The organism is Paraniabella aurantiaca (genome assembly GCF_050309965.1).
Lineage (GTDB): Bacteria > Bacteroidota > Bacteroidia > Chitinophagales > Chitinophagaceae > Niabella.
Window position 1 is genome coordinate 1,158,056 of record NZ_JBLOSY010000001.1, and the last position, 24,248, is coordinate 1,182,303.

Annotated in this window: 16 protein-coding genes; 8 read left to right on the top strand and 8 right to left on the bottom strand. The window is 41.8% G+C overall.

What is annotated here, in order from left to right:
• Positions 1-218 precede the first annotated feature (218 nt).
• The 6 genes from ACLOAU_RS05035 to ACLOAU_RS05060 all read right to left on the bottom strand — a co-directional run bounded on the left by ACLOAU_RS05035 (position 219) and on the right by ACLOAU_RS05060 (position 10,571).
• Complete coding sequence (locus ACLOAU_RS05035) at positions 219-1,550, bottom strand: M57 family metalloprotease (protein ID WP_427860758.1); 1,332 nt, start codon at positions 1,548-1,550, stop codon at positions 219-221.
• 181 nt (positions 1,551-1,731) lie between these two features.
• Entirely contained in the window at positions 1,732-3,408 is a 1,677-nt protein-coding gene (locus ACLOAU_RS05040) for a glucoamylase family protein (RefSeq protein WP_427860759.1), read from the bottom strand.
• A gap of 65 nt (positions 3,409-3,473) precedes the next feature.
• Complete coding sequence (locus tag ACLOAU_RS05045; protein WP_427860760.1) at positions 3,474-4,922, bottom strand: glycoside hydrolase family 30 protein; 1,449 nt, start codon at positions 4,920-4,922, stop codon at positions 3,474-3,476.
• Positions 4,923-5,008: 86 nt separating this feature from the next.
• A complete protein-coding gene (locus tag ACLOAU_RS05050; protein ID WP_427860761.1) occupies positions 5,009-5,872 on the bottom strand; it encodes a LamG domain-containing protein in 864 nt (287 codons plus the stop codon).
• 11 nt (positions 5,873-5,883) lie between these two features.
• Complete coding sequence (locus ACLOAU_RS05055; RefSeq protein WP_427860762.1) at positions 5,884-7,404, bottom strand: RagB/SusD family nutrient uptake outer membrane protein; 1,521 nt, start codon at positions 7,402-7,404, stop codon at positions 5,884-5,886.
• A gap of 20 nt (positions 7,405-7,424) precedes the next feature.
• Positions 7,425-10,571 carry a SusC/RagA family TonB-linked outer membrane protein gene (locus ACLOAU_RS05060; protein ID WP_427860763.1) on the bottom strand — a complete coding sequence of 1,049 codons (3,147 nt, stop codon included), beginning with the start codon at positions 10,569-10,571 and terminating at the stop codon, positions 7,425-7,427.
• Positions 10,572-11,058: 487 nt separating this feature from the next.
• On the opposite strand from ACLOAU_RS05060, the gene rpoN reads away from it, so the two are divergent.
• The 5 genes from rpoN to ACLOAU_RS05085 all read left to right on the top strand — a co-directional run bounded on the left by rpoN (position 11,059) and on the right by ACLOAU_RS05085 (position 16,159).
• Positions 11,059-12,555: an RNA polymerase factor sigma-54 gene (gene rpoN, locus ACLOAU_RS05065; protein WP_427860764.1), complete on the top strand. Its 1,497-nt coding sequence runs from the start codon at positions 11,059-11,061 to the stop codon at positions 12,553-12,555.
• A gap of 157 nt (positions 12,556-12,712) precedes the next feature.
• Positions 12,713-13,636, top strand: coding sequence for a PfkB family carbohydrate kinase (locus ACLOAU_RS05070; protein WP_427860765.1), 924 nt, complete (start codon positions 12,713-12,715; stop codon positions 13,634-13,636).
• A gap of 142 nt (positions 13,637-13,778) precedes the next feature.
• The gene (locus tag ACLOAU_RS05075) at positions 13,779-14,081 is read left to right on the top strand and encodes a hypothetical protein (RefSeq protein WP_427860766.1); all 303 of its coding nucleotides are present in this window, start codon (positions 13,779-13,781) and stop codon (positions 14,079-14,081) included.
• A gap of 347 nt (positions 14,082-14,428) precedes the next feature.
• Positions 14,429-15,421: an aspartate-semialdehyde dehydrogenase gene (locus ACLOAU_RS05080; RefSeq protein WP_427860767.1), complete on the top strand. Its 993-nt coding sequence runs from the start codon at positions 14,429-14,431 to the stop codon at positions 15,419-15,421.
• Between the two features lie 138 nt (positions 15,422-15,559).
• A complete protein-coding gene (locus ACLOAU_RS05085; RefSeq protein ID WP_427860768.1) occupies positions 15,560-16,159 on the top strand; it encodes a Uma2 family endonuclease in 600 nt (199 codons plus the stop codon).
• Here the strand turns inward: ACLOAU_RS05085 and bcp are convergent.
• Both bcp and ACLOAU_RS05095 read right to left on the bottom strand, forming a co-directional pair.
• Positions 16,156-16,617 (bottom strand): thioredoxin-dependent thiol peroxidase, encoded by a 462-nt coding sequence (gene bcp, locus ACLOAU_RS05090; RefSeq protein WP_427860769.1) that lies wholly within the window; start codon positions 16,615-16,617, stop codon positions 16,156-16,158. The two genes, ACLOAU_RS05085 and bcp, sit on opposite strands and share 4 nt — an antisense overlap.
• Positions 16,618-16,655: 38 nt before the next feature.
• Positions 16,656-18,785, bottom strand: coding sequence for a peptidoglycan DD-metalloendopeptidase family protein (locus tag ACLOAU_RS05095; protein ID WP_427860770.1), 2,130 nt, complete (start codon positions 18,783-18,785; stop codon positions 16,656-16,658).
• A gap of 108 nt (positions 18,786-18,893) precedes the next feature.
• Here ACLOAU_RS05095 and ACLOAU_RS05100 point away from each other — a divergent pair, with 108 nt between their 5' ends.
• The 3 genes from ACLOAU_RS05100 to idi all read left to right on the top strand — a co-directional run bounded on the left by ACLOAU_RS05100 (position 18,894) and on the right by idi (position 24,108).
• Positions 18,894-20,489 carry a S8 family serine peptidase gene (locus ACLOAU_RS05100; RefSeq protein ID WP_427860771.1) on the top strand — a complete coding sequence of 532 codons (1,596 nt, stop codon included), beginning with the start codon at positions 18,894-18,896 and terminating at the stop codon, positions 20,487-20,489.
• 167 nt (positions 20,490-20,656) lie between these two features.
• Positions 20,657-23,506, top strand: a complete 2,850-nt coding sequence (gene carB / locus ACLOAU_RS05105) for a carbamoyl-phosphate synthase large subunit (protein WP_427860772.1) — start codon at positions 20,657-20,659, stop codon at positions 23,504-23,506.
• Positions 23,507-23,601: 95 nt separating this feature from the next.
• Positions 23,602-24,108 (top strand): isopentenyl-diphosphate Delta-isomerase, encoded by a 507-nt coding sequence (idi, locus tag ACLOAU_RS05110; protein ID WP_427860773.1) that lies wholly within the window; start codon positions 23,602-23,604, stop codon positions 24,106-24,108.
• Positions 24,109-24,248: the final 140 nt, after the last annotated feature.

The window sequence follows — 24,248 nt, forward strand, 5'->3', positions numbered from 1 at the left end:
AAATAAAGCAACATAATTGCTACATCTGCAACCGCAGGAAAACGTTTAAAAAATATAGCTGCAACCGGATACAAATATGGTAAAAAATAGATTCTAATCCTTATTTAATGGGATATTAAGATATAAAGTATGATAGCTGCAAAATATGCAGCTATCAATATACGAGCTTATAATCTTTGTGCCATTGGTGCGTAAAATTATAGCTGAATGCATATTCACTAATTATCATATGCAAAGAAAATACTTCCCTGCACAGTATTACCACAATCGGTAACAATATTGGCAAATATATTTCCTGTTGGCTCCGTAAAAACAGATGGGGTCGTAACATAAATTGAAGAAGAATTAGCATCTCCAACCATAACAAATCCCTGAGGCAAATCCCAGCTTATCTGGCCGGGTATTCCTTCTTCAATATAAAAGTTGTAAGTTGTATTAGGCTGCAGATACAGTACATTAACATAAGGTTCGTAAGACTTTACTTCGAAAGTATAATACTGATTCTTATAATTATAAACGGATCTATATAGTTGTAGTACATTTTGTCCATTGTAAGAAATAGTAGCTGTTACGCCTGTTACCAATCCGGGAAGTGCTATATTATCCATAACCAAACTGGGAGTGTGGCAATTGGTACAACTAAGCGTACTTGCGGAACTGGAAACGGACCAGTTGACTGTGGCCTGGGGAGACAGACCTTCAATAGTTAATAGGCTATTACCGCAAATAGGACTTTGAGCTGTAATTTGTAATACACTGGAAGGATATAGAAACGAAATGGCATACATATCCCATGCAGAAAATTCTACAGAAAAAATGAACCAGGGAATGGAGTGCATCATAATCGACTCTGTATCTTCATTGGTTGCGTCGTTGGGAGAATTTCCTACTGCGGGATAAGGTCCGTCGCCGACAACTGTATCATTATACCAGTCGGTATGCTTCAATCCAATGCAATGTCCTAATTCATGTACTAATGTATAAACTTTTTCTATGCTGCTAAGCGTTCCCGTAAAGCTGGTATTAATCTCTACATAAGAGCCCGGGTTGCCGCCAGAGGGTAGCGGAGCCCTGGCGGGGGAACTTGTTGCAGAATAAGAACCTGTTTTAATAACAATATCAGCAGTGGCAGAAGTTACCAGCGTAAACCTGATGTTGCTGGTAGCCAAATTATTGTATACTGCAATGGCCTGTGGAACCTCATTTCGCCAATCCAGGTTTCCATTATTGCTGGGAACAGAATTATCGATGCGTATTGTCATGCTCCTTTGTTTGGAAACGCCCACCAATTGGCTATTACCTCCATATGCCTGCCTGGGCAAAGTACCCGATAAGAGAGATTTAGAAATTACAATATCATTTTCTACCAAATAATGATCACCCATATCTACAACACCGCTGGTATCATATCCCAGATTCTTCAATGCTTTAAGCGCACCGACGGGTTCAGTCTTTTTGCCGGATGTAAGATCATTCTTCTTACATCCGAATAATAAAATGTTACAGAATAAAATAACCGCAATAGCTGAGGGGCAGGTAACTGTTTTCATGGCAATGTTTTTAAATAGTTAGAAATTTTTATAATTGGGGTTTGAGTGCTAATGGCTTTTCGATTTTTCATTTATTTTTAGAAGGCGTTATCCGGTAATGATTAAAGTTCCGGAAAATTAAGCTAATAACGTAATCTAAGCTTACTGGCCTAATCGAAAACGACACCGTGAAAACATTCTTCTACAACCCCGGGGCAGTAAACCCTAATTTATTCAATCCCGCTTTTACTTCCGGAGCGCTCATAAATAAGTTCCATAACAAACCCGATCTATAATTTTCGATCATCACCACAATCGGCCCCTGGTCAATAGCCAAGTGTACATCGGCAAACCACGCTCCGCTATTCTTCAAAACGTCTAAAGAAAAAGCATCTACAAATCCATACTCTTTAAACAATTTGTCGCCTAATACATAATAAAAGAACTTTAACGCCGCCATTGATTCATTAGGTGTATAAGGTAGTGATGAAATTGCAGCAGTTGGCGCAATAAATCCCCGATCATTAGTAGGCGATGAAGCCGTATATCCATCTTTTATATTACTCGCTGTTAGTCCCCATACTGAATCACTGTAACCGTAATAGCCTTTAGGATTCGCCTTGCAGTACTCATAATTAATAAGCGTATGATTTTTTGTTTGCGTTTGGTAATTAGCATAACCATCACTTAGCCCGTTAGGATTAATTCCCATAAACGAATAATGTGCAAAAAACAATGGTCCTCCCATATTTTCGCCTAATGGCAAAGTATAATTATAGTAAATGTTTCCATTTTTAAAGGCGCCATTTCTTGCCCATCCGTTATCATAAACATCCTTTGTAATGGCATGAGCGGAGGAAGATGCCGCCAGTACATAGGTAATCAGGCATTCATTCCACCCCTGTACTTTAAGGTTTATTGTCCAGGCCGCCGAAGGACTCCAATGCCAGTATAAAACATTTTGACTGTTCTGCCGGAACCAGTCCCACTCTACTGCATTCCATAAGCTATTGATGTCATTTCGCAAGTTGGTCTCTGAAGCACCGGCCCCGGCAAAATATTGACGGGCTGTTATTAATCCCATCATCAGGAGTGAAGTCTCAACCAGGTCGGCACCGTTATCATTCGTGCTAAACGGAATAACGGCTCCCGAAGCCCCGTTCATCCAATGAGGAAATGCACCATGAAAACGTTCTGCTTTATCTTTTAAGAAAGTCACAATATTTTGTATGCGCGTCAGCCCCTGGGCCTTATCAATAAATCCTCTTTCCATTCCTGCTATCAGGGCCATAACACCAAAACCCGTACCTCCGCTGGTTACGATATCCGGCGCGTGTTTACTGCCCTCCCTGATCATACCGCTGGAAGGATGTGCAAAGTCCCAGAAATATTTTAGCGTTTGCTGCTGTATTTTTTCTAAAAGCTGCTCATTAGTAAGCGTTGGAAATTTCCGGGATGAGTCGAGGTAGGTAACAAAACTCTTATTAACAGCAGTTCCCAAATTTCCCCCGGACTCAGATTGCAGAGAGTTATTTACAACAAAACTATATTGGGTAAGGTGCAACAAGTTGTTAGCAGGTTTTATTGTAACTCCTGCATCGTTGGTGACAACCTGATGCGGAATAAGATTGCCGGAAGGATCCTTTATATGAATGGCCCCTACAATAGTGCCAGCTTTTACAGGTTCGGAAAATATCAACTGAATAACCGGCTGAACGGGTTGATTGATCGCGACAGCATCAAAAGGCTTATCCTGGATGGTTATACTTTTTAGGATCAGCGGCTGCGCAGATGGTTTACTTGTATCATCATTACCGCTCTTGCTGCAAGCAGAAAGGAACAGAACTCCTAACGAAATAAGTATGTAAGAATAATTCATTTATATCTTTTATAAAACAAGTGTGGCAGCAGAATTTCAGTGACCGATATCGTAATTATTTAAGCTTACCAGATAAACGTAGCAGCAGCATTTGCATCTACGCTTACTGCAGCGAACTTATTTTGATATTTGATGTTGAAAGAAGCGGTATAATTGTTATCATTAACTACAACTACTACTTTCTTACCCTGTGGTGTAACAAATGCGACATTAGAAACCTGTGCATTGTTGCTGCTCTCTATACGCTTGGAACCAGCAGGTACAAATTTGGAAGCATGTGCTATATTGTAATACGCTACATTTTTGGTTACCGTAGAACCGTTGATCGTTAATGCGCCGAGGCATCGGGTACACCCTCCGGGTGTGTGAGGTCCCATATAAGGATCATTGGCAAGATTCCAGGCTAATGCTATTTTACTCCAATTCCTGGATGTGGCTATAATGACATTTTTGATATGCCATTTTAGATCTCCCGCAAACTGACCTTCCGAATCCGTCCATTGCTCTGTAAAATATACATTTTTATCAGGGTAAGCATTATACACCTGGGACATGGCGGCAATATCTCCGGCATAAAAATGAAAAGCCGTGCCATCTACGTATTGCCTTGCGGTGGCATCATTCAATATCGTAAGCGGATATTCCGGTTTATCCAGGTTATGATCATACAGGATGATTTTCGTTTGTATTCCCTGTGCAGCAAATGCTGGTCCCAGATTATTTTTTATAAAATCTCTTTGTTGCTCCGCCGTCATATACATGCTGGGATTGTTGCCCGGATGCAAAGGTTCGTTTTGCGGCGTGATTGCATTGATCGTAATACCTTCGGCTTTCATTGCCTGAATATATTTTATAAAGTAAGTGGCATAAGACGCATAATATTCCGGCTTGAGGCTGCCTCCTACACTGTTATTATTGTCCTTCATCCATGTAGGTGGGCTCCATGGAGTAGCGATGATTTTTATGTTGGGATTAACAGCCAGTGCCATTTTCAATACTGGTATCAAATGCGTTTTATCTGCAGCTATGCTAAATTTACTTTGGGATATATCGGCTTCCCCTGCTGGCAAATCGTTATAACTAAATACCGCTGCGTCCAAATCAGAAGCGCCCATACTCACACGAATATAACTGGTCCCGATATCATTAGCTCCATTTCCAAAAAGCTCGGTAATCAATGCAGCTTTCTTATTTGCCTCCATCTGGTTAATTAAAGCTGCACTACCACCGGTGAGCGTATATCCGAAACCATCCATGGTTTGATACTGCTTTGTATCATCTACTTCGATAGCTGAATTGCCATTGTTAACGCCTGAAAAACTAATCACCTTGTTTTGCTTTTGCATCAATACAGACTTATCTCCCTTTGTCAGCCACATGTCCACTTCGTTAACGGCTGCAGGAGGTACCGGAGGCTCTGGTGTTTTTTCTCCGTTACCCTTCTTATTACATTGGGCACCAACTGATACTAATGCCAAAAGACATAAAGCAAGAAAAGGTTTGCAGAATTGCATGGCTTTAAAATTAAATATTACAAATATGTAAACACCCATGGATGTCCATGGGTGTTTTGGCAATAATGCCTTTACGGAGATTCGATTTATTTTTTGCCGTCGTAAAGTTCCTTTACTTCAGCAGCAGAGAGCACTTTATTGTACATCCTAAATTGGTCAATGCCTCCTGTAAAAGATTTCATCCAGTCGTCAGATGCACCAGGAGCACCTCCATGTCTATTATATCCCCCAATAACTAAACTTGTAGCTTTGGTCAAATCCAGTTTACCTCTTGCACTACCGGCTTTTTTCACATCGGTTGCGGCTGCAGGCACATTGTCAACCTTCACACCATCGAAGTAATAACCCATTTTCGAAGTTGTTTCATCATAGGTAATTACCCAATGGTGCCAGTTGCCATCAAACATTGGTTTTTTAAGTTTATTATCACCTGCAAACTCTAACCATTGATCCATTACCAATACTTTAACTGTGGCATCGGTTAAAGTAGCATTTTCCACCATCATAAAAATGGCGCTCTTAGCCCAGTCATAAGTTTCATCAACAAAAGAAAAGATAAACTGTGTTCTGCCATTCGCTTCGGCTACTGTTTGCTTCATCCATAATGCCACACTAAAACTTGTAGCCGTTTTCATATCGTTGGCATTCAAATACCGAAGCGCTACATTATCTGCTCCCTGATAAGAAGTACCACTCACTCCTGTTCCCGACTTAATACTTGCATCCGGGAACAGACATGGATATGAAGAGATTTCATCGGCAAAGCGAATGTTCAATTGCCTGTCCTTGGTTTCTGTAGAATCGAAAGGAACATAAAATCTCAAAGGAGTTGTAGGTATTACATCTACATCTTTTGGGTAATCACCCAATACCGGGCGATCCATCTTCTGGCAGCTGTGCAAAGCAAGTACCGAGCAAAGCACCAAATATGTGAATATTGACTTTTTCATTTTCAATAAGTTTAATTGTAATCAGGATTTTGTACCAACTTAGGATTGTCGTTAATTGCTCCTTGTGGTATCGGATAAAAACGGTTTTTATTTTGATAATTCAAAGGCCCTAATACCGCCAAAGCATCGTTCCACCTTACTAAGTCGAAGAAACGCTCATACTCCATAGCAAACTCAGCCCTCCTCTCTTTCTTGATTAATGCACGCATAGCGGCCTGTGTAGTATAAGTAGCATCGCCTAATCCCGCTCTCTTTCTGATCTGGGTTACCCACTTTGTGGCATTTTCAATATTTGTGGCACCACCCAGCTCATTAGCAGCTTCTGCCGCAAGTAACAATACATCCGCATAGCGTAATACTCTTTGGTTCACCCAGGTATTTTGAGCTTCGTTATTTGGTGTTCCGAGACCAGCCGCCAGGTAGTCCTCCCTCCTATTATATACCTTTTTATTCCAATATTTTGCATTTGTAAGATTAGGTAACGTAAGCCCGTAACCTCCGGTTTCTGTACCACCGTCGTATTGCCCCGACACTAATATGGTTGCATCCTTTCTCAGGTCGCCTGGCTCGTAAGAATTAACCAGTGACTCTGTAGGTGTGTTCCAGCCCCATCCCAAATCAAAATCACCCGAACCTCTTATTCCCTGGCACTGCCCTAAACGACTCCAGTAAGTATCTCCGTCGCCAGCTTTTTTAGATGCCTGTATTTCAAAGATTGATTCTTTGTTCAACTCACCCTGCGTTTTATATATTTCCCAATACTTACTATGCAATTCATATTGGTTACTTGCAATCACTTCTTGTAATAAGGGCAATGCTGCACCCCATTTTTGGCGATAGATATAAACTTTAGCCAACATAGTTTTCGCAGCGCCCACTGTAAGCCGACCTGGGTAAGCTGTCCAGGAAGGAGGAAGGTGCTGTGCTGCAAACTGCAGGTCTTTCTCAATAAAATCATAGATGTCCGATGCGGGCGATTTTGCAACATGCCCGTCTGTAGGTTGGTTAATTTTAAAATCTATCAAAGGCACATCTCCAAATGTTCTTACCAGATCGAAATAAGAATAGGCTCTGAAAAAATGTGCTTCAGCCGCCAATGTGGTGGTTGCTGGATCTGGAGTCGTGATTTTGCTATATACTTCAAGAGCATCGTTACACAAACCAGCAAAAACATAGTGTTTGCTCCAATAAACGCCCGATCCCCAGTCATCTTTCACATATTGAAAGTTATCAAAGGTTTGATGCCAGGCAGAAGCACCCGGGTCAGAAACTACTTCCGCATCGTCTGAACGAAAACCGTTCATAGCAACATACGCTATACTTTGAAAACCGTCGCCCGAATAGGGCTCTGCTTTGGAATTTCTGATTTCGCCATATAACCCCAGCACTTTACCTTCCAGCTCACCACCTTGTAAATCATCCACGGTTGCCACCAGTGGTTCCCTGTCCAAAAACTTTTTGCAGCCACCGGCAGTAATGCTTAAACCCATTACCACCAGCATTCCATATCCTAATTTATTTATCGCTTTCATTATTGTAAAAATTTATCTGATTAGAAATTAGCATTTAACCCAAATGTGATAACTCTGGGTATGGCGCTTCCTGCATTTCCCCAGTCTATGCCAAACGAAGTAGCATCTCCGGAAAATTCAGGAGAATATCCCATATTTCTTTTCCAGGTTATTAAATTTTGAGCAGAAAGGCTGAATCTGAGATTTTTAAAACTATTAAACCCGTTTATTTTAGAGATGGTATACCCAATATTCAGGTTCCTGATTCTGAAAAAGCTACCGTCCTCTATGCCATACGTCGAAGGAGCCCTGTTAATCAGGTGTGAAGCATTAACAATAGGTACCCAATTTGATGAACCAGGCTCTGTCCAGCCCTCCATATAGTACTGTGGATAGTTGTATACCGAATTTTTTTGCTCTGAAGTACCCCATGCTCTATATATTTCTCCGCCATAGCTACCCATCATATCAATGCCCAAATCAAATGATCTATATTTTATCGATGCATTTATAGCGTAAGTAAAATCGGGTGTAGGGTTACCTATGATTGTACGGTCTTTGTCATTGATAATGTTGTCGCCATTCAAATCTTTGTATTTAAAATCACCCGGTTTAGCATTGCCACCATTAACCAGGTTTGCAGGAGAGTTCAATATATCAGCATTAGATTGATAAATACCGTCTACAACAAAGCCGTAGAAATATCCAATGGGATATCCTGTTTCTGCCTGGTTGGGAGTGGCTTCACTTGATGAGATATTGGTTCTTAAAGGGAATGGTAAATAGGTGACCTTGTTTTTATAAGTAGTAAGGTTACCACCCAGGGAGTAACTCCAGTTATTTGATAATTTGTCATTCCAGTTTGCCGCAAACTCCCATCCACTGTTTTTAATGTTACCGCTGTTGGTTAGTGTTGGCAACTGTCCCACCGGTGTTAACAATACAATCAGATCCCGGGTTTCTTTAGTATAGTAGTTCGTTTCGAAATGTAAACGGTTCATTAAAAAGTCCGCTTCCAGTCCAAACTCGGTTGATTTTACGGTTTCCCATTTCAGATTAGGATCGTACTGATAGTCAGGAACATAAACCGGAATCAGGTTTTCACCAAAAACAGCAGAAGCATTTGAAGAGATAGTTGGATAAGCGGGATAGTCTTTACCCTGAGCCGTAAAATTACCAAGTACACCTGTAGACGCTTTAAGTTTCAGGAAGTCAAATATGTCCTGATCCTGCATAAATGATTCCCTGGTAACTTCCCAGGCTCCGCCCAAGGCCCAGAAATTCTGAAACTTTTTAGAATATTCCCTGTTAATCTGGCTCGATCCATCCCTTCTGAAACTTGCGTTTAAATAATACTTGTTTTTGAAATTGTATAATACCCTTGCCAATCCGGAAACGGTAGCATATTCACGTTGCGTGGTATTAATCACGCTTTTTACGTCTCCAAAACCCGAATTCAGATACCACAAAGATTCTTTATCAGGTATAATACTTATCCCTGGTTTTGATTGGCTTACTGTAGCACTCATGGGCTGGTAGGTATAGTAGTAAGTTGTAAAGCCAGCAGTGGCTGTTACACTATGATCATTGATTTTTTTCTTATAGGTAGCAATATAATCCTGTTGAAAGGCCCTCGTATCATCTCTGTCCTGCCTTACCGCAGTGAGCGCATTTTTAGCAATTACTGTTTTTAAAACAGGATCATATAAATTGTATAAAGGAGTATACTCCCTGTTATTTCTGAAGCTCATATCAGTGTACCACGTAGCTCTAAAGTTTAGATCGGTGAATATCTGATAGTCAAAAAAAGCGCTCCCTACAATTTTATACCTGTCATCTATTTTTTTATTCCAGTTATTTTCCAATGTTGCCAAAGGATTGGTTTCAGAATTTTGAATAATAGGTGTGGTAGTGTACAAATTAAAATTGGCCGAATCTGTTCCGTAAGGATTTTTTGAATAGATGGACGTAGTGCCATCCGGTATAATCGGCAGCGCTCTTCTAGCCTGCTCAAGGGCATCACTTCCATAAGGCAGCCTTTCTTTTGAACCTATCAGGTTCACCCCGACTTTTATATTTTTTGTTACTTTGTACTCATCGTTTAAAGACAATGTCAGCCTGTCGTAACGTATATGTTTCACCAACCCTTCATCGTAAGTATACCCTAAGCCAATTCGAAACCTGTTCCGCTCCGAACTTCCGTCGATACTTAAATTAGTGGTTGAAAAAATAGCGTCTCTGGTAACAGCATCTACCCAATCCGTATTTCCATTATAAGCGGCCATGCCATTATTCACAAAATCTAATAATGAACCGGCCTTCGGGTCGTCCTTTACACGGTTATTTGCTTCAAAGGTCAATAACTTGCGAAACTCATCACCGTTGGCCATGGCTATTTTGTCAACCAATTGTTTTACGCCAATAGAGGTATTGAAATTAATATTAGTTTGTCCTGCCCTTGCCTTTTTGGTAGTAACCAAAATTGCACCTGCCGCACCTTTGATACCAAATACAGCTAATGACGATGGATCTTTTAATACTTCTACACTTTCAATGTCACTGGGATTTACAAAATCTAAATTGTCACTGAAAATTCCGTCTATGATATAAACAGGCCTTACAGTACCAACACTTATTGTTCCTCTGATTCTCACATCCGGAGCCGTACCGGGCACCGCATTGTTCACAATATTCAAACCGGTAACTTTTGCCTGTAAAGACGATAGCGGGTTAACGTTAGGCTGAGAAGCTATTTCAGCGCCACTAACTTTGGCCACCGATCCTGTCAAATCTCTTTTAGTAGCAGTACCATAACCAATCACCACTACCTGCTCCAGGTTTTGTGCCGAGGCGGTTAATACTACATTTAGTTCTGTACGTCCGCTCAATGCCTCTTCCTTTTCCGTATAACCTATTGAAGAAAAAACAAGGATGGCATTAGCACCAGGAACATTAATAGTAAAATTTCCGGAAGAGTCGGTAGTTGTACCCACAGTAGAACTCTTTACCTGAACAGAAACATTCGGTAATGCAGACCCAGCATCACTTATAACATTTCCCCTGATAGTTGTGGTTTGCGCAAACCCGGCACTGCTGGAAAAAATCGCTAGAAAAAACAAAAAAAAACCGGCCCATTTATGGTTACGGTTACGCAGAGGTATGCACCTCATGATTTGCAAGCCTTTCATTTAAGATGGTTTAATTAATAAAGAAATCAGTTTTCACGAATACGGTTATAGCAAAACAATAAGAACAACCGTTAGTTAACACAAAATTAATGTGTTTCTAATACATTATTAAAAAATACGTTAAAATTTTTTTAAACATTTGAAAACCTGTTTACTATAAATAGGAATACTTTTTCTATTTCTCCTCATAAAAAACGATTTTGCAAACCGGTTTTACAGCCAAGCCAATCAGCGTGGCTAATATGCTGAAACCCGCTGTATTACGGCGTTCCGGTCAAATGCCAGGAGCATGATTCGAGAAATGGAAAAAATAAAAAGAGGGACTGGCCGGCTAGCTGCTTAAAAATTTCGCGTTACTAAAGCAGGGATAAATAATGGAAATCCAAAAATATACACCAATAAAACAACAATAAAAAATATTTTAGGTAACTCGTATGGCTATCTTTGTAAAGTTAGGCTCGATTTTTGATAACAAAAATTTTGAACGGTGGCTTTAGGACAATCCTTACAACAAAAACTTTTACAGAAGCTCTCTCCCCAGCAAATTCAGTTAATGAAGTTATTGCAGGTGCCCACTGCAAACCTGGAAGAAAGAATCAAAGAAGAACTCGAAGCAAATCCCGCCCTGGAAGTAGACGAGGAGGCACATAAAGACGAAGATCCCTATGCCGATGAGTTTAGTGACAATACAGAAGAAGCAGACAGTTACGAGGAACAGGACGGAAGCGTGGACGACTATGATAACATTGATGTGACAGAATACCTGCACGACGACGACGGCGAAATAGCAGAATATAAAACCCGTGAAGACAACTACTCAGACGACGACGACAACCGCCAGTTACCAATAAAAAATGAAGCTTCTTTTTACGACCTGATGGTAAGTCAGCTGGGGCTTCTTGCTTTAACAGACCAGCAAAGGAAAATTGCAGAACATATTATAGGCAGTATTGATGAAGATGGGTACCTGAGAAGAGATACACCTGCCCTGGTTGATGACCTGGCCTTCAGGCAGAATATCGATACAACGGTTGAAGAAGTAGATGATATTATTGCCAAAATTCAACAGTTCGACCCTCCGGGCATAGGAGCAAGAGATTTACCTGAGTGCCTGTTACTGCAATTAAGAAGACAAAAAGCGGAAGGAAAAGACGTTGACATTGCCATTACCGCAATTGAAAAATATTTTGACGAATTTACCAAGAAGCACTACGAAAAGATACAGCGCGGCCTGGGACTGGAGGATGGTGAACTGAAAGAAGTGATGCAGCAGATCATCCGGTTAAATCCCAAACCGGGAGGCAATATAGGCTCTGTAAACAAAGCAGAAAGCTACGTGGTTCCGGACTTCTTCATTCTCAACAACAATGGTAAACTCGAGTTGACCCTGAATAGCCGCAATGCACCTGAGCTGCGTATTAGCGAGGGGTACAGAGACATGATGAAGGAGTACAGCCGTGGTACTAAAAAAGACAAACAACAAAAAGAAGCAGTACTCTTTATCAAACAAAAAATAGACGCTGCCAAGTGGTTTATTGACGCTATCAAACAGCGCCAGCATACCTTACTGGATACGATGGGTGCGATCATGAACCACCAGGAAGAATTTTTCCTTACAGGTGATGAAACCTCGCTCAGGCCCATGATATTAAAAGATATAGCCGAGAAAACACACCTGGATATCTCAACCGTAAGCCGTGTGGCTAACAGTAAGTTTGTACAAACTGAATTTGGTACTTACCGGTTAAAATTCTTCTTTAGCGAATCGTTGAGTACCGACAGCGGCGAGGAGGTTTCTACACGCGAGGTGAAGAAGATCCTGAGCGATATGATAGAATCGGAAAGTAAAAAGCATCCCTTAAGCGATGAAAAGCTGACCGAGCTACTACAGGATAAAGGTTACAATATTGCCCGCCGCACCGTGGCTAAATACAGGGAACAGCTAAATATTCCTGTTGCCAGGTTGAGGAAAGAATTGGTGTAACACCGTTAAAGTTTAAGGTTTAAAATTCAAAATGGGTTCTAAATATTGAACATCAGAATTTTAAACTTTAAACATTCCACATTAATCTTACTTTTGCGGCCGTTATTACAATCGTAAACCTGCCTGTCGGAGACAGGTCACAAATCACACAATTAATATGTCTGTTATAGTAGTAGGCTCTATGGCCTTTGATGATATAGAAACCCCTTTTGGAAAGTCGAACAAGATAATTGGTGGTGCCGGCACTTATATTGCTTATGCTGCAGCCAATTTTGTACAGCCGGTACAGCAGGTTTCTGTAGTGGGCTACGATTTCCCTGCGGAAGAATTGGAAGAGTTACGCCGTCGTGGTGTTGAAACAGAAGCGGTTGAAATAGTGCCGGATAGAAAATCTTTCTTTTGGGCAGGTAAATACCACCTGGATATGAATACACGTGATACATTGGTTACCGAGCTTAATGTATTAGGCGATTTCAAACCTGTTATTCCCGCAAGTTACCAGGGTGCCGATTTCTTAATGTTGGGCAACCTGGCGCCTTCAGTTCAATTAAGTGTTATCAATCAGTTGACTAAAAGACCTAAACTGATCGTACTGGACACCATGAACTTCTGGATGGACATTGCATTGCCGGAACTGGAAGAAGTGATCAGCAAGATCGATGTTTTACTGGTAAACGACAGCGAAGCGCGCCAGTTGACGGCCGAGTTCTCTCTGGTAAAAGCAGCCAAAAAAATCCTTACCATGGGTCCTAAGTACCTGATCATTAAAAAGGGAGAGCATGGCGCTTTACTATTCCATGAAAACCAGGTATTTGTTGCACCTGCACTTCCTTTAGAAGAAGTATTTGACCCTACTGGTGCGGGCGATACTTTTGCGGGTGGATTTATTGGCTACCTGGCAAAAACAGGCGACGTTTCTTTTGAAAGCATGAAAACCGCTATCATAGTTGGAAGCGCGCTGGCCAGCTTCTGCGTTGAAAAATTCGGTACCACAAGGTTAAAAGAAATTACCAAAGAAGATATAAATAAGAGAGTACAGCAATTCAGGGAGCTAACCAACTACCAGGCAGAATTATCTTAAATATCATATATAATTATAAAAAAGCGGGCTCTAGGGCTCGCTTTTTTATTGTCGGTATAAATACCTAAAATATCGGTGAATAACCCTTCATCATACAACGTTTGCTTAAAATTTGATATCTTATTTGAAACAAACATTAAAAATGACAAATATTCAAAAATCGCCATCCCTGCTGTTTTGCATTGTTATGGACGCCATTGGTTACCTGTCTTTTGCTATTCCAGGTGTGGGCGAGTTTTCTGACGTGATCTGGGCGCCTATATCGGCTATCGTTTTCGCCAAAACTTTTGGCGGCGCCAAAGGAGTATTTGGTGGTATTTTTAATTTTATTGAAGAAATTATGCCGGGTATGGACATTATTCCATCATTCACCATTATGTGGTTTCTTACCCAAAAAGCAGGAGCCGCTAAACAGTCAGAAATCATTCCTGTAAAGGCAAAATAAAGGGTCGTTGATTGGTACAACCAGCTCCCGGCAGCAGCAATGCATGTGGGAGTTTGGTGTTGTTCGGCTCTACCACCTTAAATTAAGCATTCACTAAATAAACCTTAATGAAACAAGGTTCTGAAAAAATATTTTGTTGATTTCAATCATCGATCTATTTTTGCACCCCAATGACAATAAAGAAACATACAAAGATTAAGAAACATCCGTAACGGAAGGTTGTAGTTTTTGTGTGTGTAACATAAATTTTTTAACAGGCCTTCCGTGAATACGGAGGGCTTTTTTTATAACCCTCACCCCCACACCCCTCACCCAGGGGAGAAGGGTGTTAAAAAAACAAAAAACAAATGAAAGTTGCAGTAGTGGGCGCCACCGGCCTTGTAGGCACCAAAATGTTGCAGGTATTGGCTGAAAGAAACTTTCCGGTTACGGAGCTGGTTCCGGTAGCATCTGAAAGAAGTGTAGGTAAAGAAGTTGAATTTAAAGGAAAAAAATATAAAATAGTGAGCATGGCAGATGGTATTGCAGCAAAACCTGCTGTAGCTCTATTTTCTGCGGGTGGCGGCACATCAACAGAATGGGCGCCAAAGTTTGCCGCTGCAGGCATCACGGTGGTTGATAACTCATCTGCATGGAGAATGGATCCGTCTAAACCATTGATCGTACCTGAGATCAATGCGGACATTCTTACTACTAATGATAAAATCATCGCCAACCCTAACTGCTCTACAATCCAGATGGTGGTTGCATTGCAGCCTTTACACAAAGTATATAAAATTAAACGCGTGGTAGTATCTACTTACCAGAGTGTAACCGGTACAGGTGTTAAAGCGGTTGATCAACTCATGGGCGAGAGAAACAATGCCAGCGAATACCCGATGGCGTATAAATATCCCATCGACTTAAATGTTATCCCGCAAATTGATGTGTTTACAGACAATGGTTACACCAAAGAAGAAATGAAAATGGTGAATGAAACCAAAAAGATCATGCGCGATGACAATATTAAAGTAACCGCTACTACCGTTCGGATCCCTGTTATGGGCGGCCATAGCGAAAGCGTGAATATTGAATTTGAAAATGAATTCGAACTGGCAGAAGTAAGAAACCTGCTGGAGTCGGCCCCGGGTGTAGTGGTAGTAGATGACCTGGCGAACCAGCAATACCCGATGCCAATGGATGCACACGAAAAAGACGAGGTTTTTGTGGGCCGTATCCGACGTGACGAAACACAACCGAAAACATTAAACATGTGGATCGTGAGCGACAACCTGCGTAAAGGTGCTGCCACTAACGCTGTTCAGGTAGCTGAATACCTGGTAGCCAACAACCTGATATAAATTTATTTATAAAGTTGTATAGAAGCCGGCGGTTTTGGACCACCGGCTTTGTTTTTTCAGGCGATAAACAGGGACCTTATAATCCGGATTTAACTTTTAGAGGCTAAGAGCATCCTAAAAATTAAGTAAATTGCATATATGGACAACATTATAAATGAACCAGCACCAGCCTATCAAAAAGCCTTTTATACAGTGGCCGAATACCTGGAAATGGAAAAAGCTGCTGACACGAAGCACGAGTTCTTCCAGGGAGAAGTATTCGCCATGGCGGGAGCAGGAAGAAGGCATAATGTGATTTCAAAAAATATGCAAGGCAGACTGTTTATTGCTTTAGATGGCAAGCCCTGTCAACCCTATGGCAGCGACCTACGTATCCATATTCCTGAAAACACTTTATTTACCTATCCTGATATCTCCATTATTTGCGGGGAGATCATTGCTTCAAAAGAAGATGAGGATACGGCAGTGCTTCCTACAGCTCTTATTGAGATCTTATCTCCGTCAACGAAAAACTATGACCGCGGTGGAAAATTTAAATTATACAGGGATATCCCTACACTAAAGGAGTATATACTTATAGACACTGAAGCAATTAATATCGAATGCTTCAGACTGAATGCTACCGGGCATTGGGAACTGGAGGAGTATAAAACACAGGAAACTGTATTAACCCTTGCTTCGTTGAACATCCATATTAATATCAGGGATATTTATAATGGTACCGGTTTAACAGCTTAAAGACTTTCAATGATCTCCTCCGCGTGCTGTTTGCTTTTAGGTTTAAGAAAGATCTTTTTGATAATACCTTTTTCATCAATTAAAAAAGTAGTGCGATATACGCCCATGTACTTATGGCCAAACATTTGCTTTTCGCCCCATACGCCATACTTCTCTAATATTTTATGACTGGTATCCGCAATCAATGGAAACGGTAACGAATTGCGTTGTTCAAATCGTTTATGCTTCGCCGCATCGTCAGGACTAACCCCTACTATCGCAATACCATGTTGCTGAAGTAATGCAAAATTATCCCGGAGATTACATGCCTGTACAGTACAGGTAGGAGTCAGATCCTGCGGGTAAAAATATAACGCCAGCTTTTTCCCCTTGTATTGTGATAAAGATATTTTATTTCCATCCTGGTCTTTTCCCGTAAATGCCGGAGCTTTTTGCCCTTCCTGTAAATATGTAGCCATTAAACGATTGCTGATTTTTTTAAATTCTATTTTATTACTTACTTCTTCTTTGTTGTGGTAACTTTTTTAGACGAACTGGTTTTTGATGTAGCTTTCTTGTCAGTTGCTTTGGACGAAGTAGCTGCCTTTTTTGTTGTTTCCCCGACCGCCGGACGCCCGCCCGTTCCTGTACGGACGGGAGCAGACTTTTTAGTTGCACTCTCTTTCTTTGCAGTACTGCTTTTGGTAGTGCCCGGTGACTTTTTAGCTGAAGACTTTTCTGAAGTCTTTGCGGCTGTTTTTGAAGAGGCTTTTGATGAAGACTTTGTTCCGCTTTTGGTATCCGCCTTTTTGGTAGTTGATGTTGTAGCACCTGCCTTAGCAGTTGTTTTTTTCGTGTTCACAACAGTTTTCATTTTAACCGGCATAGGCTTTTCTTCCGCAAGATTAGCAGCGCCGGACGTTGCAGCTGCCGGTGGATTTACTCCACGCACAAACTGCCAGCTTCTGCGGGTTACGTTTCCGGCAATATCGGTAACTATTACTGTCAATTCATGCTGACCAGCGGAGATCTTTCCATCAGAAAAATTATAGACCCAGGTACGGCCTTTATCGTTGGTAAATCGAAGCCATTTGCCGTCTACTTCAACCCTTAGATCAGCAATGCCGTAATTATCAGTAGGCGTAAAGCTTATCCTGGCAGCTTTGTTCAGGTTTACTACATCGCCACTGCCCAGCGCATTAACAGAGGGCGGCGCGTTATCAATAAACGCCTCAAAAACTCCAAAATCCCGAAATTGTGCTGTTAACCACTCGCCATTCCACACTGCTTTCCGCACTGTTGTGTTTTTGCCTACACGCTTAATAACAATCTTATTTTTATTTTCGGGGCTAATGTATTTATCCGGTTTTATTCTTACCTCGTAGTTACTATGAACAGGAATATAGGTCTCTCCCAGTTTGTGCCTCGCTGAAACACTATTTAAAGAGGCTGAAGGCGAACTGGAATACCCCGTATTCATTTTGTCGTAAATGGCATTAAGCGGCATATTTACTTCAAACGAGGCCCTGCTCAGCCGGTTGGGCCTTCCGGCCTGCCATTCATAAGGTTTTGCTGCAGGTGGTACTGCACCATTATTTTTGATATTAAAATTGATTGTAGATTGGTTACCATTGGCATCAGCGACGTCTATCCGCACCGTATGCAAAATGGTATCATTCAGATTTACAAGATTATTAGGCCCCAGATCATAATATACTCCACTTAAATCACCCGGTAATTTAGAGGTATGCTGCATCCAGCTGCCACCCGTGCTCACCATTTTATAATCTACCTGGCAGTTCATATAACGACTATCTGCATAATCTATACTATCAATATAAAAACTGCTTTTTTCTATACCATCTACAAAAAGTCTTGCACTATAAATTCCATCCTGGTTGCCCGTGCCATTGCGCGTATCATACGCCTGGATGGAGAAACTCAGTTTGTCTAAACTGGTATTGATGGTACCGCCGGCTACTGAATAAGTACTGCCGGTTTTTATTAGTTTGTACTGGACAGGCGTTTGATCATACACCGAATTATTTCTGTCGTACATAGCCAGCTTAATAATAGTAGGCGCAATATTATCAACGATGGGAGTACCGAACAAAGTGGGATTTAACCTGCGTGCTGATCGGGTATCTATTACTTCCCAGTGCACATGGGGTCCGCCAGAGCCGCCCGTTGTGCCGCTGAAAGAAATAAAATCACCCTTCTTTACCGGAAACCTCCCTGGCGGAATCGTTAATGCCGTTTGCCATGACTCGGTTTCATATTGATGCTCGGTAACATATCTTTCGAGGTCATCTCTGAAATCATTGAGGTGACCATATAATGTAGATGTACCATTGGGATGCGTGATGATAATCCACCGGCCCCAGCTCAGCGGCTCAATTCCTACGAAAGATATATAGCCATCCGCTGCCGCATACACATTCTGATTCACTACCTGGTTGGTACGCACATCCAGTCCCATATGCCAGTGATTGGGTCTTAGTTCTCCCATATTAGCAACAATATCCGGCTTCAGGTTGGTTACCCACCTGAAGTATCCCTGGGGATATACAGGTTTCTTATATAATTGGCCAAAAGACACAAATCCTGTCAATAATAATATAAGGGGTAATAAAATTTTCTTCGACATGCGCCAAAAATAACGAAACCGTTTAAATAGCCTCCCGGGGGCACTGCGTAATAACTTTATGTTTACATCTTTAAAGATAGTTTTGTCCAACTAAAATTTCCGGCACCTATGCGTTTTATCGTTACCTGTTTGCTTGTATTACATACTTTTGTTGCTATTGGCCAATCGGGGAAACCCGTAGTACCAGACTGGCATTATCTGGATTACACTACAGATGGATACCTGGGTATCAGTTTACAGCAAGCTTATGATCTGCTCAAAAACAAAAAAAGCACGCCCGTAATTGTTGCCGTTATAGATAGTGGCATAGATACCTTACAACCCGATCTTAAACCTGTTCTCTGGACCAACCCCAAAGAAATCCCCAATAATAAAATAGATGATGATGGCAATGGCCTGGTAGATGATTATTATGGCTGGAATTACCTGGGCGCCGCCAACGGCGAAAACCTGGCAATGAGTATAGGTGATGAATATCGTACCTACTACCGGTTTAAAAATCTTTTTGAAAACAAAACCGAAAAAGAGATTCCCGACTCGGCCAGCTGGCAATACAGAGAGTGGAGAAGAGCCAAACTGAGACTGGAGGAAGGATTTAATAATGCTCAAAAGGTAATCGGCGCAGTGCGTAAAAATTTCAGACTGATAGCTGACGCCAATACTGCTATGCAGCAAATTACCGGCAAAGAAGTTTTTTTCCTTAAAGACCTGGACAGCCTTAAGTCCAATCCTGCCACAAAAGATCTTAGAAGATTATGGCAGAACCTTTTAACTGAACAGCCCTTGGGTAACAACCAGGCGCTGATGAAAGACTTTACCAACTATAAACAAAGTTTGGAAGATGATTTGATCAAACTCACCATACCGCCTGATGAAGCCAGGAACAATCTGCTGAAAGACAACGGCTACGATATCAACAGCATCCATTATGGCAACCACAATTTAACCACTCATAGCGGCTATCATGGTACCAGCGTAAGTAGCATTATTGGAGCGGTACGTAATAACGGGGAGGGCATAGATGGCATTGCCGATAACGTAAAAATTATGATGATACGGGGAATACTCGGTAAAGATGAATTTGATAAGGATGTAGCCCTCTCCATACGATATGCAGTTGACCATGGTGCCCGGGTTATTAATATGAGTTTCGGGAAATACATTTCTCCAGACAAACGATGGGTAGATGAAGCCATAGCATATGCGTTATCAAAAGATGTTGTGCTGGTGCACGCCGCGGGTAATGATGCATCGGATAATGATGCTACAGATAACTATCCGAGCTCATATACCATTCAGGGGAAACCGCTGCCCAATTTAATACAGGTAGGCGCCAGCGGCGATGAAAGCCTGGGTCGCCTTGTGGCATCATTTAGTAATTACGGCAAAAAAACCGTGGATGTGTTTGCCCCAGGTATGCAAATTCGCTGTGCAATTGTAGGTAAGGGTACCGAGATATCCAGCGGCACCAGCCTGGCGAGCCCCGTAGTTGCGGGAATTGCAGCTTTACTCCGGTCTTATTTTCCTCATTTATCTGCTACCGAAGTCGCAGCCATCATAAAAGAATCGGGTACGGTCCCCTCTAAAAAAGTACTGATGCCGGGTGATGATAAGAAACTGGTTGCGCTCAGCGAACTATGTGCTACCGGAAAAATTGTAAATGCAGCCAATGCGGTTAGGCTGGCGATGAAGCATAAGCACTAAGCATTTATGGGACCGGCTACTTCGTTTAGATAAGGCACCCTGCAAACCAATTGGGGTATTAAATTTCTAAAAAATTAGCGATTCTTGCCATATTTATATCCCCTCTTTCCTACTAAACCCGTACTTTTGCGCAATTTGTTTTTTTAGGTAAAAAGGAAAATAAAAAAATGCCCAAGGATACATCCATAAAATCAGTTTTGATTATCGGCTCCGGCCCCATTATTATCGGACAAGCTTGTGAATTTGACTACTCTGGTACGCAAGCCGCCCGCAGTTTACGCGAAGAAGGTATTAAGGTGATACTGATCAACAGTAACCCCGCCACCATCATGACAGACCCCATGATGGCTGATAAAGTGTACCTGTTACCCCTTACAGTTGAAAGTATTGAGCAGATACTGCAGGAAAATGACATTGACGCTGTGCTGCCTACCATGGGTGGACAAACAGCATTAAACCTGGCCAAGGAAGCCGAGGAACTGGGTATCTGGCAGCAATATAATGTGCGCCTGATTGGTGTAGATATTAAGGCCATTGACAAAGCTGAGGACCGTGAAAAGTTCCGCCAGTGGATGATTCAACTGGGAGTGCCTGTAGCAACTGCAAAAACGGCGAACTCTTTCCTGGAAGGAAAAGAATTTGCGCAGGAAATAGGGTTTCCCCTGGTAATCCGCCCTTCATTTACCCTGGGCGGTACCGGCGGCGGATTTGTACACGATAAAGATGAACTGGATGAGGCATTAAACCGCGGATTGCAGGCATCACCTATACACGAAGTATTAGTAGAGCAGGCCGTTTTAGGATGGAAAGAATTTGAATTAGAATTGTTGCGTGATAATGCGGATAACGTATGTATTATATGTACGGTAGAGAACTTTGATCCGATGGGCGTTCATACAGGAGACTCTATCACAGTGGCTCCTGCCATGACTTTAAGTGATACAGGTATGCAGCTGATGCGTAATACTGCGATCATGATGATGCGCGACCTGGGTAACTTTGCGGGTGGCTGTAACGTACAGTTCTCCATGAGCCCTACTACTGAAGAAATTATCGCTATCGAAATCAATCCACGTGTAAGCCGTTCTTCGGCCCTGGCTTCCAAAGCTACCGGTTACCCGATTGCAAAAATTGCTGCGAAGCTGGCCATTGGTTATAACCTGGATGAGCTGGAAAACCAGATCACTAAAACAACTTCAGCTTATTTCGAGCCGGCATTGGACTATGTAATTGTGAAAATACCCCGCTGGAACTTTGATAAATTTAAAGGCGCTAATGATACATTAGGGCTCCAAATGAAAAGTGTTGGTGAGGTGATGGCAATCGGCCGGAGCTTTAATGAAGCGGTACAGAAAGCCTGCCAGAGCCTGGAGAATAACGCTATTGGCCTGGGCTACTATGGTAAAAGCCTGATGCACGGCGAAGAGCTGCTGGAATATATTAAGACACCGAAATGGGACCGGATCTTCAGGATCAAAGACGCCCTGATGGCTGGTGTATCAGTAGGAACCATTTCCAAAGCTACCAATGGTATTGATCGCTGGTTCTTGTCTGAAATACAGAAGTTATGCGTAATCGAGAAAAAACTAACCGAATTAGGATTAGAAGACCTGACCACAGATATCATCCGCGAAGCGAAAGTAAATGGCTTTAGCGATGCACAGATTGCTGCTTTAGTAGGCACGGAGGAAGACGAGGTATATGCTAAACGTAAAACACTGGGTATTAACCGTGTTTATAAAATGGTAGATACCTGTAGCGCTGAGTTTGAAGCAAAAACCCCTTATTTCTACAGCACTTTTGATAGCCCCAGCATTTCTTTTGGTACTGATGGATTAACACATAACGAATCAAAAATTACCGATAAGAAAAAGATTATCGTATTAGGTAGCGGCCCTAACCGTATCGGTCAGGGTATTGAATTCGATTACTGCTGTGTGCACGGTTTGCTGGCGATCAAAGAAGCCGGATATGAAGCTATCATGATGAACTGTAACCCTGAAACAGTGAGCACAGACTTCGATATGGCGGACAAATTATATTTCGAGCCGGTATACTGGGAGCATGTACGTGAGCTGATCGAATATGAAAAACCTGCTGGTGTTATTGTTCAGCTGGGTGGGCAAACGGCCTTAAAACTGGCTGAGAAGATCAAGGAAATGGGTGTGGAGATCATCGGTACTTCTTTTGACAATATGGATATTGCAGAAGACCGTGGCCGTTTTAGCGATATGTTGAAAGAGCTAAAGATCCCTTACCCCGATTACGGAACTGCGTGGACGGTAGATGAAGCGGTGGAAGTAGCCAATCGCGTTGGATACCCTGTATTGGTTCGCCCCTCTTATGTATTGGGTGGCCAGCGCATGCGGATTGTGATTAATGATGAAGAAGTTGAAAAAGCAGTAATCAGCCTGCTGAAACATATTCCTGGTAACAAGATCCTGATCGACCATTTCCTGGATCGTTGCCAGGAGGCAGAAGTAGATGCCATTTTTGATGGTGAAAACTTCCACGTAATGGGTGTAATGGAACATATTGAACCGGCAGGTATCCACAGTGGTGACAGCCACGCTATGTTGCCTGCCTTCAATCTTTCTCCAATGGAAGTGACCACCATGGAACATTATGCGGAGAAAATTGCAAGAGCCTTGAATATTAAAGGTTTGATCAACATACAGTTTGCAATTAAAGATGGCAATGTTTACGTGATTGAGGCTAATCCACGCGCTTCACGTACCACACCATTTATCGCTAAAGCATACCAGATTCCTTACTTGAACATTGCAACCAAAGTAATGCTGGGCGCCAACAAGCTGACCGACTTTAAGTTTGAGAAAAAACTAAAAGGTTTTGCGATCAAAGAGCCGGTATTCAGCTTTAACAAGTTTCCGGGTGTAAACAAAGAGTTAGGCCCTGAAATGAAAAGTACCGGTGAAGCGATCCGCTTTATCAAAGATTTAAAGGACCCTTATTTCAGACAGCTTTATAAAGACAGGAGCATGTTCCTGAGCAAATAAAAATCATTTAGTATAATTTAAAAGTCCTTGCAATTGCAGGGACTTTTCTTTTTATTTATATAGTGTGCCCTCAGACTAAGTTTTATCTTCGCCATATGAATTCATTAAATGAGCAGGTGGTACTTGTTGACAGGGATGACAACAGTATTGGATTAATGGACAAATTGGAAGCCCATGAAAAAGGCCTGCTTCACCGTGCTTTTTCGGTACTCCTGTTCAATAATAAAAAGGAATTGCTTTTACAGCAAAGAGCCTTTGATAAATATCACTGTGGCGGATTGTGGACCAATACCTGTTGTAGCCACCCCCGTCCGGAAGAGGATGCAAAAGATGCAGCCCTGCGACGCTTAAGAGAAGAAATGGGTATTGAATGCGACTTACAAAAATCTTTTGCCTTTATCTATAAAGCCGAATTCGACAATGGTCTTACAGAGCACGAATATGACCATGTGTTCTTTGGGTCCTTCTCCGGTGATCCTGCTATCAATTCGGATGAAGTAGCTGACTGGAAATACATGCCACTTCATGCCATTAAAAAAGATATAGCAGATCATCCTGACCACTATACCCCCTGGTTCAAAATTATCCTGGACAGGATTTAAATGTAACCGGTATATTGTCCCGTACCTACAGCACGCCACTCTTCTATATCTACGGCTCCCTATAATACGCAGTTCCTAACGGGACATCCCATTAGAGAAAGAACATTTGTTTCATTAGAGACAATATATTTAGCCTTAAT

Excerpts from the sequence above, each read along its gene's own strand:
- idi (WP_427860773.1), top strand. The coding sequence starts at position 23,602 with ATGAATTCATTAAATGAGCAGGTGGTACTTGTTGACAGGGATGACAAC.
- ACLOAU_RS05085 (WP_427860768.1), top strand. The coding sequence starts at position 15,560 with ATGGACAACATTATAAATGAACCAGCACCAGCCTATCAAAAAGCCTTT.
- ACLOAU_RS05055 (WP_427860762.1), bottom strand. The coding sequence starts at position 7,404 with ATGAAAGCGATAAATAAATTAGGATATGGAATGCTGGTGGTAATGGGT.
- ACLOAU_RS05040 (WP_427860759.1), bottom strand. The coding sequence starts at position 3,408 with ATGAATTATTCTTACATACTTATTTCGTTAGGAGTTCTGTTCCTTTCT.
- ACLOAU_RS05100 (WP_427860771.1), top strand. The coding sequence starts at position 18,894 with ATGCGTTTTATCGTTACCTGTTTGCTTGTATTACATACTTTTGTTGCT.
- bcp (WP_427860769.1), bottom strand. The coding sequence starts at position 16,617 with ATGGCTACATATTTACAGGAAGGGCAAAAAGCTCCGGCATTTACGGGA.
- ACLOAU_RS05080 (WP_427860767.1), top strand. The coding sequence starts at position 14,429 with ATGAAAGTTGCAGTAGTGGGCGCCACCGGCCTTGTAGGCACCAAAATG.
- ACLOAU_RS05045 (WP_427860760.1), bottom strand. The coding sequence starts at position 4,922 with ATGCAATTCTGCAAACCTTTTCTTGCTTTATGTCTTTTGGCATTAGTA.
- ACLOAU_RS05060 (WP_427860763.1), bottom strand. The coding sequence starts at position 10,571 with ATGAAAGGCTTGCAAATCATGAGGTGCATACCTCTGCGTAACCGTAAC.
- ACLOAU_RS05070 (WP_427860765.1), top strand. The coding sequence starts at position 12,713 with ATGTCTGTTATAGTAGTAGGCTCTATGGCCTTTGATGATATAGAAACC.
- ACLOAU_RS05035 (WP_427860758.1), bottom strand. The coding sequence starts at position 1,550 with ATGAAAACAGTTACCTGCCCCTCAGCTATTGCGGTTATTTTATTCTGT.
- ACLOAU_RS05050 (WP_427860761.1), bottom strand. The coding sequence starts at position 5,872 with ATGAAAAAGTCAATATTCACATATTTGGTGCTTTGCTCGGTACTTGCT.
- carB (WP_427860772.1), top strand. The coding sequence starts at position 20,657 with ATGCCCAAGGATACATCCATAAAATCAGTTTTGATTATCGGCTCCGGC.
- ACLOAU_RS05075 (WP_427860766.1), top strand. The coding sequence starts at position 13,779 with ATGACAAATATTCAAAAATCGCCATCCCTGCTGTTTTGCATTGTTATG.
- ACLOAU_RS05095 (WP_427860770.1), bottom strand. The coding sequence starts at position 18,785 with ATGTCGAAGAAAATTTTATTACCCCTTATATTATTATTGACAGGATTT.